The sequence below is a fragment of the Paenarthrobacter sp. TA1.8 genome, from assembly GCF_048595705.1.
GTDB lineage: Bacteria > Actinomycetota > Actinomycetes > Actinomycetales > Micrococcaceae > Arthrobacter > Arthrobacter nitroguajacolicus.
In genome coordinates, this window is sequence record NZ_CP184287.1 from 2,342,658 (window position 1) to 2,357,862 (window position 15,205).

Annotated in this window: 12 protein-coding genes; 7 read left to right on the forward strand and 5 right to left on the reverse strand. The window is 63.0% G+C overall.

Features of this window, described 5'->3' with window-relative positions; all coding sequences use genetic code 11:
• The first annotated feature begins 85 nt into the window (after positions 1-85).
• Positions 86-1,036: a 5'-3' exonuclease gene (locus tag ACNAOT_RS10805; protein WP_420181156.1), complete on the forward strand. Its 951-nt coding sequence runs from the start codon at positions 86-88 to the stop codon at positions 1,034-1,036.
• Positions 1,037-1,206: 170 nt separating this feature from the next.
• Complete coding sequence (locus ACNAOT_RS10810) at positions 1,207-1,776, forward strand: Clp protease N-terminal domain-containing protein (RefSeq protein WP_420181042.1); 570 nt, start codon at positions 1,207-1,209, stop codon at positions 1,774-1,776.
• 80 nt (positions 1,777-1,856) lie between these two features.
• Here ACNAOT_RS10810 and ACNAOT_RS10815 read toward each other — a convergent pair whose 3' ends face one another.
• Positions 1,857-2,942 (reverse strand): fatty acid desaturase family protein, encoded by a 1,086-nt coding sequence (locus ACNAOT_RS10815; protein ID WP_420181043.1) that lies wholly within the window; start codon positions 2,940-2,942, stop codon positions 1,857-1,859.
• A gap of 187 nt (positions 2,943-3,129) precedes the next feature.
• On the opposite strand from ACNAOT_RS10815, the gene ACNAOT_RS10820 reads away from it, so the two are divergent.
• Positions 3,130-3,549, forward strand: coding sequence for a YciI family protein (locus ACNAOT_RS10820; protein WP_091467271.1), 420 nt, complete (start codon positions 3,130-3,132; stop codon positions 3,547-3,549).
• A 36-nt stretch (positions 3,550-3,585) separates the two neighbouring features.
• Positions 3,586-4,845, forward strand: coding sequence for an RNA polymerase sigma factor (locus ACNAOT_RS10825; RefSeq protein ID WP_420181044.1), 1,260 nt, complete (start codon positions 3,586-3,588; stop codon positions 4,843-4,845).
• A 15-nt stretch (positions 4,846-4,860) separates the two neighbouring features.
• Here the strand turns inward: ACNAOT_RS10825 and ACNAOT_RS10830 are convergent, their stop codons facing one another.
• Positions 4,861-6,783, reverse strand: coding sequence for a DUF222 domain-containing protein (locus ACNAOT_RS10830; protein WP_420181045.1), 1,923 nt, complete (start codon positions 6,781-6,783; stop codon positions 4,861-4,863).
• Between the two features lie 224 nt (positions 6,784-7,007).
• Here ACNAOT_RS10830 and ACNAOT_RS10835 point away from each other — a divergent pair, with 224 nt between their 5' ends.
• The gene (locus ACNAOT_RS10835; RefSeq protein WP_420181046.1) at positions 7,008-7,139 is read left to right on the forward strand and encodes a hypothetical protein; all 132 of its coding nucleotides are present in this window, start codon (positions 7,008-7,010) and stop codon (positions 7,137-7,139) included.
• A 15-nt stretch (positions 7,140-7,154) separates the two neighbouring features.
• Here ACNAOT_RS10835 and ACNAOT_RS10840 read toward each other — a convergent pair whose 3' ends face one another.
• The gene (locus tag ACNAOT_RS10840; protein WP_091467276.1) at positions 7,155-8,051 is read right to left on the reverse strand and encodes a helix-turn-helix transcriptional regulator; all 897 of its coding nucleotides are present in this window, start codon (positions 8,049-8,051) and stop codon (positions 7,155-7,157) included.
• A gap of 129 nt (positions 8,052-8,180) precedes the next feature.
• Between ACNAOT_RS10840 and ACNAOT_RS10845 the strand changes: the two genes are divergently transcribed.
• Positions 8,181-9,224 (forward strand): NAD(P)-dependent alcohol dehydrogenase, encoded by a 1,044-nt coding sequence (locus ACNAOT_RS10845; protein ID WP_091467277.1) that lies wholly within the window; start codon positions 8,181-8,183, stop codon positions 9,222-9,224.
• A gap of 96 nt (positions 9,225-9,320) precedes the next feature.
• Positions 9,321-11,963 carry an ATP-dependent helicase HrpB gene (hrpB, locus tag ACNAOT_RS10850; RefSeq protein WP_420181047.1) on the forward strand — a complete coding sequence of 881 codons (2,643 nt, stop codon included), beginning with the start codon at positions 9,321-9,323 and terminating at the stop codon, positions 11,961-11,963.
• A 23-nt stretch (positions 11,964-11,986) separates the two neighbouring features.
• On the opposite strand, the gene ACNAOT_RS10855 is transcribed toward hrpB, so the two are convergent.
• Together ACNAOT_RS10855 and ACNAOT_RS10860 are read right to left on the reverse strand one after the other, a co-directional pair.
• A complete protein-coding gene (locus ACNAOT_RS10855) occupies positions 11,987-13,621 on the reverse strand; it encodes an amidohydrolase (RefSeq protein ID WP_420181048.1) in 1,635 nt (544 codons plus the stop codon).
• Positions 13,611-15,068 carry an APC family permease gene (locus tag ACNAOT_RS10860; protein WP_420181049.1) on the reverse strand — a complete coding sequence of 486 codons (1,458 nt, stop codon included), beginning with the start codon at positions 15,066-15,068 and terminating at the stop codon, positions 13,611-13,613. Before ACNAOT_RS10860 ends, ACNAOT_RS10855 begins: the two co-directional genes overlap by 11 nt.
• Positions 15,069-15,205: the final 137 nt, after the last annotated feature.

Here is a 15,205-nt window from a genome sequence, read left to right on the forward strand (position 1 = left end):
GTAATGCGGCTCACACCCGTGTTCAAGTCCTTGAAGAGTCTTATGACGGAACCTTGTGTAGCTTCCGGCGGATTGAACCATGGGCATGTCAGGATCAGGTATGCCGCGACTGATGCTCTTGGACACTGCCTCCTTGTATTTCCGCGCCTTCTACGGTGTACCCGACTCAATCCGCCGTTCCGACGGAACGCCCGTGAACGCTGTGCGGGGACTGATGGACATGATCGCCCGCCTCACCACCGACTACGAAGCCACGCACTTGGTCGCCTGCTGGGACAACGATTGGCGCCCGCAATGGCGCGTTGACCTGATTCCCAGCTATAAATCGCACAGGGTCGCGGAGATCGTTGCGAATGGTCCGGATGTAGAGGTTGTCCCTGACCCGCTTGAGGCGCAGATTCCCATGATCCGCCGAGTACTGGACCTTGCCGGGATCGCTGTGGTGGGAGTTGACGAGCATGAGGCTGATGACGTTATTGGGACCTATGCGAGCCTGGCGACCTTCCCGACGGACGTGGTTACCGGTGACCGCGACCTTTTCCAGCTCGTGGATGACGACCGTGGGATCCGCATCATTTACACGGCGCGCGGCATGAAGAACCTGGAAGTCCTCACGGACGTCGTCGTGGTGGGCAAGTACCGTGTCCTGCCCCAGCAATACGCCGACTACGCAACACTCCGGGGCGATGCCTCCGACGGGCTGCCCGGAGTCGCCGGCATCGGCGAAAAGACGGCGGCGTCGTTGCTTGGCACGCACGGTTCATTGCAGGGACTTCTTGAGGCGGCGGAAGTCCCCGACGGCGGGTTGTCGGCTTCCGTCCGGGCCAAGCTGTCCGCGGCGGCTGACTATCTTAAGGTGGCGCCCGCCGTCGTGAATGTCGTGCGCGACTTGAAGGTGCCGACGCTGGAAGAAGCAGGCGCTGAACTGCGCCCCGTCACAGGAGAGGCTCGCACTGAACTTGAGCAACTGGCCAAGGACTGGAATCTGGGCGGATCGGTTAAGAGGTTGCTGGACGCGCTGGACCGCGGCCGCTGAGCCCGCCGTCCGCTGAGGACAGCCCTCACAGAAACCGGTTCATTTTCACAGCCCAATGACAGGTTCGAAACAGCCGGGGCTGTGGTGGGTCTCTCATGGTGTTAAGAGGACGGAACCATTGACCGTCCCTCAGACACCAGCCGTACTAGCGGCTCATTGAGGAGAGGCATATGTTGAAAATCAAGAGAATCAGCCTGGGCATGGCAGCCGGAGCTCTGGCACTAGGCGCAGGACTTGGTGCAACCAGCATCGCGACGGCGGCCACCACGCCGTCGCCGAGCACTACGTCGACCCCTGGCACCACGTCGTCCGGGGATGCAACCACCCCCTCAGATCGTGGCGGAAAGCCTGGCGGGCACGGACGCGATCGGGGACAAATAGCAGCTGAATTGGCCACCAAGCTCGGTGTGGACGAGGCCAAGGTCACCGAAGCCTTGAAGGCGTTCCGTGAGGCAAACAAACCCACCACGCCGCCCGCCGAAGGAGCGGAAGGAACCAAGCCGGACCGTACGGCACAGGATGCCGCCCTGGCGAAGTCGCTCGCTGAAGCATTGGGCGTAGACGAAGCCAAGGTCACCGCTGCACTGGAAGAAATTCGAGCCGCGGGCCAAGTTGAACGTTCCGCGGCCCTGAAGACCAAGCTGGACAAGGCGGTCACGGACGGCAAGCTCACACAAGCCGAAGCTGATGCCGTGACCAAAGCCGTTGAAGCCGGTGTCATCGGAGGAGGCGGGCGCTAAGACCACTGCGCGAAACCCGTCCGCATAAGGATCCCCCGGACGTATCCGGGGGATCCTTGTTGCGGCGCCCCGGGATGCCCTTATCGCGGCCGGAACTGGTCCATGACCGGGCACTCGAAAGGTTCACCCGCGAAGAGTCCGACGTCATCCAAGTACTTCACTACCGCCGTGTAAGACGCCAACAAACTGGTTTCGGTATAAGGAATGCCCAGTTCGCCGCAGCACTCCTTCACGATGCCGGACGCGCGGTGCAGGTAGGGGCGAGGCATGTCCGGGAAGAGGTGGTGTTCAATCTGCCGGTTCAGTCCGCCCATCAGCGTGTCCATGAATCGGCCACCGGAGATGTTCCGGGCAGTGAGCACCTGACGGTTGAGGAAGTCTGCCCTGGTTGAACCGGGCAGTATTGGCATGCCTTTGTGGTTTGGGGCGAAAGACGCACCCATATAAAAACCGAAGACACCCAACTGAACTCCGAGGAAAGCGAACGCCATACCTAACGGCAGCAACGCGAAAACCAGGAACGGAACCACGAGGAGTCGAAGCATGATGACAGGGATCTCCACCCAGCGGTGATCGACTTGTCTCTGGTGCAGCAGATACTTCAGGGAATCAATGTGCAGGCTGACGCCCAGGAAGAACAGCAAGGGAAACAACAACCAGCCTTGCTTGCGGGTGACATGAACCATCACCCCCCGGCGCGAGCTTGCCGCTTCGGGATGAAACGCGATTGCGCCGGTATGGATATCCGGGTCCTTGTCGATCACATTGGGAAAGTTGTGGTGACGGGTGTGTTTCTGCGCCCACATTGAATAGCTGATACCCACCAGGCCTGTACCAACAAGCCGCGCGGACCACTCATTCAAGCCCTTGGACTTGAACACCTGCCGATGCGCGGCTTCATGGGCCAGGAACGCGAACTGGGTGAGGACCACGCCCATTCCGGCCGCAATAAGAAGCTGGAACCAAGTGTCCCGCAGCAAAATCAACCCACTCCAGGTTCCCGCCCAAGCCACCATCAGGATCACAAAGACCGTGATGTAAAACCCTCTGCGGCGCTTCAGCAATCCGGCACTACGTACAGACTTCAGGAGTGCGGAGTACGAAAGGACCGTCCGGGCGGCACCCCGGTCCGGCTGAATTCCATCGGACGAACGTTCCGGTGCCATGATGCCTCGAACCACTTACCGGTGGACTCAACAGAATCGTTTCCCACCGTCCCTTCAGGGTACGCCGGTGACGCCAACAAAGAACCAGGAATTTGTTTCAACCAGTTGTCGATTTCTGCTCGCGCGGTTCGACCTATGGATGAGAAGGTCGAAGGGCGGCTTTCCACGACACAGGAGATTGAGTCAAATGGCGAAATACATGTTGATCATGCGGGCAGACGACGCTTCCTACGCCAAGTTCGAGAACATCGATTTCAACGAGATCCTCGAGGCAATGGGCAAATTCAATGACGAGCTGATCCGCGCCGGAGTCCTCTTGGCCGCCGAAGGCCTGGACGATGCCAAGGACGGAGTGGTGGTGGACTTCACCGGTGAAACCCCGGTGGTCAGTGACGGCCCCTACGGTGAAACGAAAGAACTCTTCGGCGGCTATTACATCCTGGACGTAGCTTCCAAGCAAGAAGCGATCGAATGGGCGAAGCGTGCGCCAATGACTGCAGGTACCAAGACCGAAATCCGTCGCGTCACCAGCATTGACGAGTTCCCTCAGGACAACGAATGGATTCAAAAGGAACGCGCATGGCGCGAGCAGACCGGCCAGCTCTGAGATTCGCCGCCGGAACCCCGGTCATCAACGACCGTCGTGAGCAGCAATGAGGCAAGGGCCGCCGTCGAAGCGGTGTGGCGGAGCGAATCCGCCCGCATCGTCGGCGCCCTTGCCCGCTATACCGGCGACTTTACTTTGGCAGAGGACCTGGCACAGGAAGCGCTGGCAGAAGCTCTCGTGTCCTGGTCCGTCAATGGCATCCCCGCAGAGCCGGCGGGTTGGCTCCTTACGGCCGGCCGGCGCCGGGCGATCGATTCGTTCCGGCGTCGTGCTGTTCGCGACGAAAAGTACGCATTGTTGGCCCGTGACCTGTCAGAGGAGGAACCGGGCATGGACGTTTTGTTCAATCCGGATGCCATCGATGACGACGTCCTCGCATTGATGTTCGTCTCCTGCCATCCCGTGTTGTCCAAAGAGTCGCGAATTGCGCTGACTCTTCGAGTCGTGGGCGGTATGGGCACGGAGGAGATTGCCAAGTCGTTCCTGGTCCCCGTTCCCACCGTCCAAGCCCGCATTACACGAGCCAAGAAGACCCTGACAGCGGCGCACGTGCCGTTCGTGGTGCCCGAGAAAACTGATATACCGGAGCGGCTGGGATCAGTGCTGCAGGTGCTCTACCTGATTTTCTCGGAAGGTGCCTTTGCGTCCGGCGGCGACTCCTGGATGCGCACGGAACTGGCCAGCGAAGCACGTCGTCTGGGACGGGTTTTGGTTCGGCTGGCCCCTGAGCCCGAAGTCTTTGGCCTCTTGGCCCTGATGGAACTGACGTCCGCACGTTTCCCGGCCAGGCTCGACGCAGCCGGTCAACCTGTCCTTCTCGAAGACCAGGATCGGCGCCGGTGGGACCAGTCTGCGATACGCCGGGGCCGGGCGGCACTTTCGACGGCGGTGGCGGCCGGCCGCGGTCTTGGCGCCTACGGATTGCAGGCTTCCATTGCGGAATGCCACGCGGTGGCGCGGGCAGCAGAGGACACGGATTGGCAACGAATTGTCATCCTGTACGAGGCACTGGGACGTTTGGTTCCATCGCCCGTCATTGAACTGAATCATGCAGTCGCGGTTGCCATGGCTGCGGGTCCGGCCGTAGGGCTTCACCTCGTGGAAGCCCTTGCAGAGAGGGGTGGGCTGCATGGCTCACACCTCGTGCAGACAGTGCGAGGCGAACTCCTTGCCCGGCTGGGCCGTCTCGTGGAGGCCAAGGCAGCCCTCGTCGAAGCACTCAGCCTGTGTTCGAACGCCGCCGAACGGAGCGCGCTGGAGCGGAAGATCGCAGAATTGGCAGACCAGCAGAGCTGACAAATCACGACATTTCTATGTTCTCTGGGGTGTGTGGTGGTGGTTGCGTCGTGGTGTTTGTTGGGGGTCGAGGTGGGGTGGGGGGATGAACCAGGGGACTCCGGTGGTGATGTCGATGCGCCATTGTTCTTTGTGGATGAGGTGGTGGTGGTGGCTGCAGAGCAGGGTGCCGTTGTTGGTTGAAGTGGTGCCGCCGTGGGACCAGTAGGTGGTGTGGTGGGCTTCGCACCAGGGTGCTGGGATGGTGCAGTCGGGGAAGGCGCAGCCGCCGTCGCGGGCGGTGATGGCTTTGCGGATGTGGGGTGGGAAGATCCGGGTGGTGCGGCCGATGTCCAGGACGCGGGAGTCGGTTCCGAGGAGGACGGGGATGATGTCGGCGTCGCAGGCGATTTTGCGGATGGTGTTCGGGTGGATCGGGCCGGTGAAGGTTGCTGTGCCGGTGCTGAGTCGTTGGTGGTCGTTGACTTGTTCGAAGAGGTCGCGTTCGTCGATGGTGACGGTGAGTTGGGGTCGGAGTCCGCCGTTGGAGGGCAGTTTCCCGGTGGTCATCGCCAGGGCGCAGGCACCGACGAGGCCGTCGAGGAGTTTCCGGGCCCGGCTGCGGCGGTCCAGGTCCGGGCCGCTGGGCTTGCTGCCGATGGGATTGGTGCCGGTGGGATGGTTGCCGGTGGGATGGTTGCCGGTGGTGAGTCGTGGGTTGGTGGCGGTGTTCATGGCGGTGGTGAGGGTTTCGTATTGTTCGGCGGTGGCGAAGATTTCGAGGTGGTGGAGTCCGTGGCGGCGTCGGCGGCGGAGGAACGCGCCTTGGAGTTGGCGGAGGACTTCTTCGGATGGTTCGGTACCGTCCTGGTCGATCCTGTCGGTCCAGCGTTTGGTCATTTTGGTGACGAAGTCCGGGTCGGATTCCATCGCGGTGGTGGTGAGGGCGTGTTCCATCCGGGTGATGGTGTCCTCATCGGTGAGTTGCCGGACGGTGTCCAGGGCGGCGCTGATGATCGTCGCCGAACGGGACGGTACCAGGGCTGAGGCCAGGGCGTCGGCCAACACTTCGCGGCGGGCCGGGATCTGTTGCCCTGCGATTCCCGTCTGGGGCAGGACATCGGCCGCGAGGGCGAGCCTGCGCCGGGCTTCCCCGATGCTGATCCGCAACCGGGCCCGAAGGAACTCAGCGGCATTCCGGTACCCGTCATCCAAAGGACTCACTGTTGAAACGGCGGCCCGCCCTCCGGAACCCGCCCCGACTCCGGAACTGGCCCCAGCCACGGAAGCTCCTGCGCTTATGGAGCGTGCTTCACCAACGGAAACCCGCGCCACCTCGGGTCCTGGCCCCACATCGTTTCCTGGCGCCACCTCGGATGCTGGCTCCGGTTCAGTCCACCCCGTCCGCCATCCCGGCCCGGCCCCGAACCCGGACGCCCCCGGCGACGCTTGCTGTGCTTCTTTCCGAGTCCGTTCCACCGCCTGCGCCGCGACGACCTGCAAGTACTCCAACGACCGGGAGATCTCCTCGACCCTACCCGCGAAATCGGCAGCCTCAACAAAACCAAACAACCCCGCCTCATCGACTACGGATTCACGAAGCAACCCCAGGGCTTCGCTCGCCTGCTCAAGCGGCTGGCCCACAGCACAGGGTGAAGGCCGGCTGGCTTCGATCAGACTTGCTCTGCGCTTGATGTCGGCCGCCAAGACTAAAGGCAAACCAGGCGCAGCGTCCAAGGAGTTCACGCCGTCACCGGTGCTGAAATCCGGTAAGCCGCTCAAAGACTCCAATCCGGGAAGCAGCCCAGCGCCTCGAGGGCTACCCGCGAAAGTGTCGGCCGCCGTCGAACCCCTCAATGTGGCCGTCCGGACAGGGACGCCCAGGGATCGCTGACGCAGCAGCGCATCGGCGCGCGGCGAACCCGCCCGCCGTGCCACGACCTGCCCGATTGCTCCCATAAACCAACCCTGTCATGGAGCTCTGACATTATTAGCTCCTCTGCAATGACCCTTCTGTATGACGGCAAAGAAGGGGGCATTCGGCGGTAACCAACGGAAAATGCTGGCGTCGGATGCCTACAGCGTGGGCATCGCCAAACCGTCTACACGCCGCCCGGCGAATGGGATTGGCACGGCGCGGCTCCGGACCACTTCATGAGTCACCTGGCCATGTGGGAAACCGCGTGCCTCACAGACGGCTCCGAGACGACGCCATGCTGGACCACTTGGACCTCACCACCGCGCGCCTGCACCAAGCAGACCCCGTCGGTGACGTGAAGCGTTTGCCCTCCGGCGTGAAGTTGACGAATGAGTAGAAGTTGATGGCTGGATTACTTGTTGTGAATGTTTCGGAGGTCCCCGGCATCCTCAGGAATGGCGAGGGTCGTCGCGGCCCAGCTTGCGAGCAGCTGCAGGGCATCCGCCGTACCCGTGCCGGGTTCCGCGTTGTAGACCGTTAGGGTCAAACCGGCATCGGCGGACAGCTCAAGGGCTTCGTACAACAAATGCAGATCGCCAACTATCCGATGCCGGAAGTGCTTCTTACCGGTGTAATGCTGGCGAACGTTATGGGATGCCCAACGAACCCGGAATTCCTCGCTGCGCGTGGACAGCTCACCCACAAGGTCGCTGAGGCCCCGGTCGTAGGGATCGCGGCCCGCCTCGGTCCGCATAATGGCCACCGTGTCGTTAGCCGCCCGTTCCCAATCCGTATAGAAATCCCGGCTGCGAGGATCGAGAAAGAGGAAACGGGCATGATTGGGCGGCCCGGCCGGACTGTCGTAAATATCTGAGTACAAAGCACGCCCCAGGGCGTTTGTTGCCAGCAGATCCAGGCGACCGTTGCGGATAAAGGCAGGGGAACCGCTGATCGCATCGAGGGTGAGTTGCACGCCAGGCCGGATGACCTGTTTCCGTACCGGCCGGCGTCGTGACCTGCCACCTTCACTTGCAGCGCGGGCAAGGTCGTACAAGTGGGCGCGTTCGGCGTCGTCGAGCTGCAGGGCGTTCGCCAGGGATTCCAAGACGCTTTCCGAGACGCCTGCGAGATTTCCCCGCTCCAGGCGCGTGTAGTACTCCACGCTGACTCCGGCCAGTATGGCAACTTCGCCGCGGCGGAGGCCCGGTACGCGGCGGTTGCCGCCATAGGCGGCCAGTCCCGCTTGCTCAGGCGTGATCTTCGCCCGTCGCGTGGAGAGGAAATCGCGCGTCTCTGTCCGGTTGTCCATGCTTCAACGGTATGACCTTTGGCCCGCTAAGGGAGTCCCTGTCATTACCCCTAACAGCAGTAACTCCTTTCACTCAGGGAAAGGAGGTTAGATGGAAACATCCAACAACGTTCACCACGCAGGAGAAACATGCCTACCGCTAACGCTTACGCTGCCCCCTCGGCCACGGGCGACCTGACCCTGACCACCATCGAACGTCGCGAGGTCGGTCCGAACGACGTCCACATCGATATCAAGTTCGCCGGCATCTGCCATTCGGACATCCACACTGTTCGCGGTGACTGGGGCCCGCAACAGTACCCCTTGGCCCCGGGCCACGAAATCGCCGGCATCGTCACCGAGGTTGGCTCGGATGTCACCAAGCACAAGGTGGGCGACCGTGTCGGCGTCGGCTGCATGGTGAACTCCTGCAAGGAGTGCAAGAACTGCCTTGCCGGTGAGGAACAGTACTGCCTTCAGGGAAACGTGGGTACCTATGGCGCCGTTGACCGTGACGGCACCATCACGCAGGGCGGGTACTCCAGCAGCGTCGTGGTGAATGAGGACTTCGTCGTCACCATCCCGGAAGGTTTGGACCTCGACGTCGCCGCACCGTTGCTGTGCGCCGGCATCACCACCTACTCGCCTTTGCACCACTGGGGCGCCGGTCCCGGTAAGAAGGTTGCCGTCGTCGGCCTTGGCGGGCTCGGCCACATGGCCGTCAAGATCGCCGACGCCATGGGTGCCGAGGTAACAGTGCTCTCGCAGTCGCTGAAGAAGATGGAGGACGGTCTCAAGTTGGGCGCGGACCACTATTACGCCACAAGCGACCCCGCCACGTTCGAACAGCTCGCCGGCACCTTCGACCTCATCATCAACACTGTCAGCGCTTCCATCGACATCAGCGCCTACTTGCAGCTGCTCACGCTCGACGGCACGCTGGTCAACGTTGGCGCGCCCGCCGAGCCGCTGCCGGTCAACGTGTTCTCGCTGATTATGGGTCGCCGCCGCTTCGCCGGTTCCGCGATCGGCGGTATCCGCGAAACCCAGGAAATGCTGAACTTCTGCGCGGAGCACGGCCTTGGCGCCGAGATCGAGGTCATTCCGGCCAGCAAGATCAACGACGCCTACGAACGCGTTCTTGCCTCCGATGTCCGCTACCGCTTTGTCATCGACGCCTCCACTATCGGCTAGATGCACAGCACTCCTAGAGCAGCATCATGAGAAAGGCCACGCCCCCGTCTATGGGGCGTGGCCTTTTCTGCACCACGCAGCAGGGACAATGGTCTGGTGACTTTCAGACTGGACGCCATCGGTACGGGACTGGTCTTTGCGGAATCCCTCGCCAAGCTTGCTAACGCCTTGCAAGACCAAGGCGACGGCGGAACGGCAGTAGTCCAGGCGCCGCCCGGCACAGGAAAAACCACACTGGTTCCGCCGCTGCTCGCCAATCTCGTGTCCGAACAGAACCCTGGCCAACCACGCGTCGTCGTTACTCAACCACGGCGTGTGGCCGCCCGCTCAGCCGCACGCCGCCTGGCCACGTTGGACGGAAGCCGCCTGGGTGGCAGGGTGGGCTATACCGTCCGAGGTGAAAGCAAAGTCAGCCAGGACACCGTGGTCGAATTCGTCACGCCAGGCATTCTCCTTCGACGTCTTCTGACTGACCCCGGCCTTGAAGACGTCCACGCCGTGGTCCTGGATGAGGTCCACGAACGTGGACTCGAAACGGATCTCCTGGTCGGCATGCTCGCGGAGGTTCGTGAGTTGCGCGGTGACCTCACGCTGGTGGCCATGTCGGCAACCCTCGACGCCCCGCGTTTCGCAGAGCTGCTTGGGACAGGGCTCGACGGCGGTGGGCCGGCTCCCGTCGTCGACTGCCCTTCCGCGCTGTACCCGCTGGAGGTTCTGTGGGCTCCGGCCCGGGAGCATCGACTGGATACCCGCGGCGTCTCCCGAGGTTTCCTTGATCATGTGGCCCACACGGCCGCGACATCCTACGCAGCGGCCCTGAGCCGGAATCCCGAGGTAGACGCACTGGTTTTCCTCCCGGGAGCCCGGGAAGTTTCCGACGTCGCCACTCGTCTTCGCGGTCAGCTGCCACAAGGTGTGGAGGTGCTCGAGCTGCACGGACAGATAGGTCCGGAAGCCCAGGACCGGGCAGTATCCGGCCGTGAACCCGGCGGGCCGCCCCGGATCATTGTGTCCACGTCGTTGGCTGAATCGTCCCTGACCGTTCCCGGCGTACGGTTGGTCATCGATTCCGGTCTGTCAAGGGAACCACGACGGGACGCCGGGCGCGGAATGTCCGGCCTCGTGACCGTCTCCTGTTCGCGTGCTTCGGCAGATCAACGCGCCGGTCGCGCAGCGAGACAAGGACCGGGCACGGTGGTTCGCTGCTATGACCAGCAAGCCTATGCTGCAGCTCCGGCACATCAGACCCCCGAAATCTCCGTTGCAGACCTCACCAGCGCTGCCTTGGTCCTTGCCTGCTGGGGCGCGCCCGGCGGTTCAGGATTGCAGCTGCCGGACGCACCACCAGCCGCGGCCATAAAGGATGCCGTGGAGGTCCTCCGCGAACTGGGTGCTGTTACACGCGACGGAACAGTCACTGCCGCGGGTAAGACCCTGGCGCGCATCCCAGCCGACCCCCGGCTCGCCCGTGCCTTGTTGGATGGATCGGCTGTTGTGGGCCAACGCGCAGCGGCTGAAACAGTAGCACTCGTTGCCGGCGATCAAAGGGCACCCGGCGCTGACCTCACGAAGCTGCTTACGGCGCTGCGTTCCGGATCAGATCCGGGCGCCCGACGTTTCGCGGAAGACGTCAGGCGGATGGAGTCGTTGATACAGAAGGAGACGCGGGTACGGCAGGAGGTTGCCGCCGTCGTGCATCCCACACCGCCTGCCGGTGTCACGGCGAAGGAAGCGCCCGGTTTTGTGGTGGCGTTGGCTTTCCCTGACCGCGTGGCCAGGCGTGTACCCGGCGATGGATCATCCACGTACTTGCTCTCGTCAGGGACGCGGGCCGGGCTCCCCACTGGCAGTTCACTGTCCGGGCACGATTGGCTCGCGGTTGCCGAGGTGTCGCGCGCCCAGGGACGTGATGCCGCCGGCACCGGTGCGGTCATCCGTTCCGCCGCGCCCTTGTCGCTTGAAATGGCGGAAGCTGCCGCGCCGGATCTCCTCACGGAGACGGTGCGGGCGAAGTTTGACCAAGGCCGGGTAATGGCCAGGCTGGAGCGCCGCATGGGAGCCATCGTCTTGTCCTCGACGCCCATCCGTCCCAGCGCCGAGTCCGGGCGTCATGCCGTTTCCGAGGCGTTGGCGAAGGCAGGTTTGTCCATGATCGGCTGGTCGACCGCAGCTGATGCCCTGCGCCGCCGCCTTGCGTTGCTGCACCGTGAGCTCGGAAGTCCCTGGCCCGACGTCCGCGAAGCCGCGCTGCTGTCCACGCTGGAGGACTGGCTGGGCCCGGAGCTGGAAGCGATTGCCGCCGGCGCCTCGGTAAGTTCCATCAACCTCGTCGACCCTTTGAGGCGCCTGCTCCCATGGCCGGAGGCTGCCCGGCTCGAAGACCTCGTGCCGGAGCGCTTGGCGGTGCCGAGTGGTTCGCGTGTCCGGATCGAATACCCCGAGGTTTCGGACAGCAGCGGCGGTGGTCACGACGACGGCCGCCCCGTTGTGGCGGTCAAGCTTCAGGAATGCTTCGGTTGGGACCGCACGCCGCGTCTCGTGGAGGGTAGGGTCCCCGTGCTGTTTCACTTGCTATCCCCGGCAGGAAGGCCGCTGGCCGTCACGGACGATCTCGCCTCTTTTTGGTCCGGTCCCTACTCCCAGGTTCGGGCCGAGATGCATGGGCGTTACCCCAGGCATCCCTGGCCCGAAGACCCGTGGACCGCACCGGCCACGGCCAAGACGAAGAACAGGATGTAGCCGCTCGTCCCCGGAAAGGCCGGCTAAGCCTGCCGCTCCAACATGAATTGGATTTCCCCGTCCACAAACGTCCCCAGCACGCTGCCTGCTGCGAATTCGTCCGGGGCAGTGGTCAGGGGATCGAGCTCGAACGCCGTGAAATCGGCGCGCTTGCCCACGGTGATGGAGCCCGAAACGTCCCACTGGCCTGCAGCTTTCGCTGCGTGGCAGGTGTATCCCTCCAGAGCTTGGAGCGCTGTGAGGGCCTGGGACGGTGCGATGGGCTCCTGCTCCGGATTCCCCGAACGACGGCGCAACTGGGCGTCCGCGATGATTGGAAGCGGCTCGTAGGGCGCGATCGGCCAGTCAGAGCCGATACCCAGAGTCACTCCGGCGTCGCGAAGATCACGGCAGCGCCATGCCCGGTCCGCCCGCTCCGAGCCAAGGCGCGTAGACCAGTTGTCGCTGTGATCGGCAAGTGAGTAGTGGGTGCAATGGGTCGGCTGCATGCTGGCCACCACGCCTGCGCCCTTGAAGCGTGCCACCAGCTCATCGGGCACTGTTTCAATGTGCTCGATCCTGTGGACGGTTCGGTGCAGGATGTCGGCAGGAACGTTGTTTCGCAGCGATTCCAAGGCCTCCAATACATGGTCCACCCCGGCATCGCCGATAGCGTGTGTGGCTGTGGGAATTCCGCGGGAGGCAAAGTACCGGACGGCGGCGGAGTATTCCTCGGGCCGCGGCCAGAACGGTGCGGTGGATTGGCCGTGAATATCAGCTTCGTAGAGCCAGGCTGTTCCGTTGTCCACGGTGCCATCGACGAAGAGCTTAATGGCCTCAATGGACCAGCGCCGGCCCCCGGTGCCGATGCTGCGGGCCAGCTCTTTCCATTCGGCCTCACCACTGCCCGGCATGCACCACGGCGCGGTCCGAAGCCGCAGCGGGAGTTCGCCGTCCGCCTCCAATGCCTGGAAGAGTGCGGTGGATTCCTCGCTGTGGTCCATGATGTGGCCGCCCGTCAGGCCCGAGCGGGCGAAGTCCCCCAGGAGCTCGGCGAGTCGCGTTTTACGTTGGGCGAAGGACTCTTGCGGGATGTGTCGCTGCACCAATTCCATGGCCGCAGCTTCGAGCAGGAGCCCCGTGGGAACGCCGTCCGCGTCGCAGACCACCTCAGAGGCTTGGTCGAATTCGAATCGGCCATGGACTCCGGCCAGTTCCAGGGCGCGGCTGTTTGCCAATGCCGAATGACCATCGAACAAGCGAATAAGCGCGGGCTGGTCCCCGGTGACGGTGTCCAGCACACTGCGGTGCAACGGTACAGTTCCGAAAGCGTTCGGGTTTAGTCCCCATCCGCGCAACCAGCCGCCGTCGTCTGCTGCTTCTCCGCGCAGGAATGTGAGGACTTCATCCAGCGACGTAGCGCCGGCAAGGTCGACGCCGATTGTCAGGTCCAAGCCGAACACCGGGTGCATATGGCAGTCCACCAACCCGGGCGTGAGCGTCGCGTTACCGAGGTCCACCACCCGTGTGTCCGCCTGTTGCCAGTCCCTGGCGTCTTGGCGGCTGCCGACGGCGGTGATCAACCCGCCGCTGACGGCGACGGCCTGGACCGACTGGTCCTGGTGTCGCTCATCCATCGTGTGAATGGTGTCGGCAAGGACAATGAGGTCAGGAGTCATGGGTTTCAAAGCTTCCAATCCGGGCAAAGACGTCGGGGCGGGTGGTGCGAAGCCTGCGGGCAACCAGTAGGCCGGCAAGGAAAACAACGGGCGCGACCAGGAGCAAGATGGTGTTGGTCAGCGCATCGGCAAAGGTGAGGAGTTCGATGTTGATGGCGATCAGTGCCACCACGCCGAACAGCAGGATGGCCGAGGTCACGCTCAGGGGGATGAGGAAACGGTGCGTGGCCGCGGCAGGGTTACGCCGCAAGTAGATGAATGCAGCTACCGACACCAGTCCCTGCAGGGCCACGATCCCGAAGATGCCCGGCGTGTTGACCCAGATGAGCAGCTGCTTGTAGGGATCCGCACCGGCGATGGCACAAATGCTGATGACGACGGCGGCGAGAATGGTCTGGATCTGCCCTGCACGGTGCGGTGATTTGTACTTGGGGTGCGTCCTGCCGAGGAACGCGGGGAGCACGCCGTCTTTGGCGAGCATGTACACGTAGCGGTTGATGGCGTTGTGGAAAGCCAGTTGGGAGGCGTAAACGCTGGTCACGATCAGCACGTACATGACGACTTCCGCCCATGGGCCCACGTACTGGTTGATGGTGGCAAAGAACATTCCATCGGCCAGCTCCCCGGCGGCAACAACCACGTTTCCATCGCCGTAGGCCTGGATGACGGTCCACACAATGAAGGCGTAGAACACGGACATGAAACCCACTGCGATGTAGGTTGCCCGGGGAACGGACTTGTCCGGATTACGCGCTTCGCGGCGGTACAGCACGGTGGACTCGAAGCCCATGAAGGCAGCAAAGCAGACAGCCAGGATGGCCAGGACACCCGGAGTGAAGGCATGCTCGGGGGAGAACGAGGCGAAACTGATGCCTTCAGCGCCGCCACGTGCAAGAATTCCGAATCCCATGATGGCCAGGATCGCAGTCTCGGCGATAAGCAGGACGCCGAGGACTTTCGCGCCAACATCGATGCCCCGGTATCCCAGGAACCAAACGGCCGCGATTGCTACCAAAGCGACGGCAGGCCAGGGCACGTCCCAGCCGAAGAGTGCGAGGAGCATGGCTTGGGTCTGGACGGCGAACAGTCCGTAGACGCCGATTTGCAGGCAGTTATAGGAAACGATCGCCAGGATGGCTGAGGCCAGGCCCACGGTTTTGCCCATGGCCAAGGTGATGTAGGTGTAGAAGCCGCCAGCGGCTTTGACGTGTTTGGTCATGGCCATGAAGGAGACGGCGAAGACCAGCAGGACCGCTCCGGCAATGGCGTAGCCCATGGGGGCGCCTATGCCCCCAACGCCGATGGCTACAGGTGCCACGCCGGCCATAACGGTGAGAGGGGCTGCCGCGGAGATCACCAGGAAGGCGATGCCGCCGGTGCCTATGGCGTTGCGCTTGAGCCCATTCCCGGCGTCTGCTGCCGGAGGTCGGGTTTCGAGGTCAGACATGGGGATCCTCTGGGGTGTTTGGGGAGGGGAGTTTTCAGGAGAAGCCGAACATTAAGCGAAAGGCTTTCGTTTATCGTATGTCCTTGTGACCCCGCGCACAATACCTCGACGCAAACTTCTGGCTAGAGTCGTAACAA

What these genes read in the sequence shown, in the direction of transcription:
- ACNAOT_RS10805 (WP_420181156.1), top strand. Translation starts at nt 86, where the DNA reads ATGTCAGGATCAGGTATGCCGCGACTGATGCTCTTGGACACTGCCTCC.
- ACNAOT_RS10830 (WP_420181045.1), bottom strand. Translation starts at nt 6,783, where the DNA reads ATGGGAGCAATCGGGCAGGTCGTGGCACGGCGGGCGGGTTCGCCGCGC.
- ACNAOT_RS10815 (WP_420181043.1), bottom strand. Translation starts at nt 2,942, where the DNA reads ATGGCACCGGAACGTTCGTCCGATGGAATTCAGCCGGACCGGGGTGCC.
- ACNAOT_RS10860 (WP_420181049.1), bottom strand. Translation starts at nt 15,068, where the DNA reads ATGTCTGACCTCGAAACCCGACCTCCGGCAGCAGACGCCGGGAATGGG.
- ACNAOT_RS10840 (WP_091467276.1), bottom strand. Translation starts at nt 8,051, where the DNA reads ATGGACAACCGGACAGAGACGCGCGATTTCCTCTCCACGCGACGGGCG.
- ACNAOT_RS10855 (WP_420181048.1), bottom strand. Translation starts at nt 13,621, where the DNA reads ATGACTCCTGACCTCATTGTCCTTGCCGACACCATTCACACGATGGAT.
- ACNAOT_RS10845 (WP_091467277.1), top strand. Translation starts at nt 8,181, where the DNA reads ATGCCTACCGCTAACGCTTACGCTGCCCCCTCGGCCACGGGCGACCTG.
- ACNAOT_RS10810 (WP_420181042.1), top strand. Translation starts at nt 1,207, where the DNA reads ATGTTGAAAATCAAGAGAATCAGCCTGGGCATGGCAGCCGGAGCTCTG.
- ACNAOT_RS10820 (WP_091467271.1), top strand. Translation starts at nt 3,130, where the DNA reads ATGGCGAAATACATGTTGATCATGCGGGCAGACGACGCTTCCTACGCC.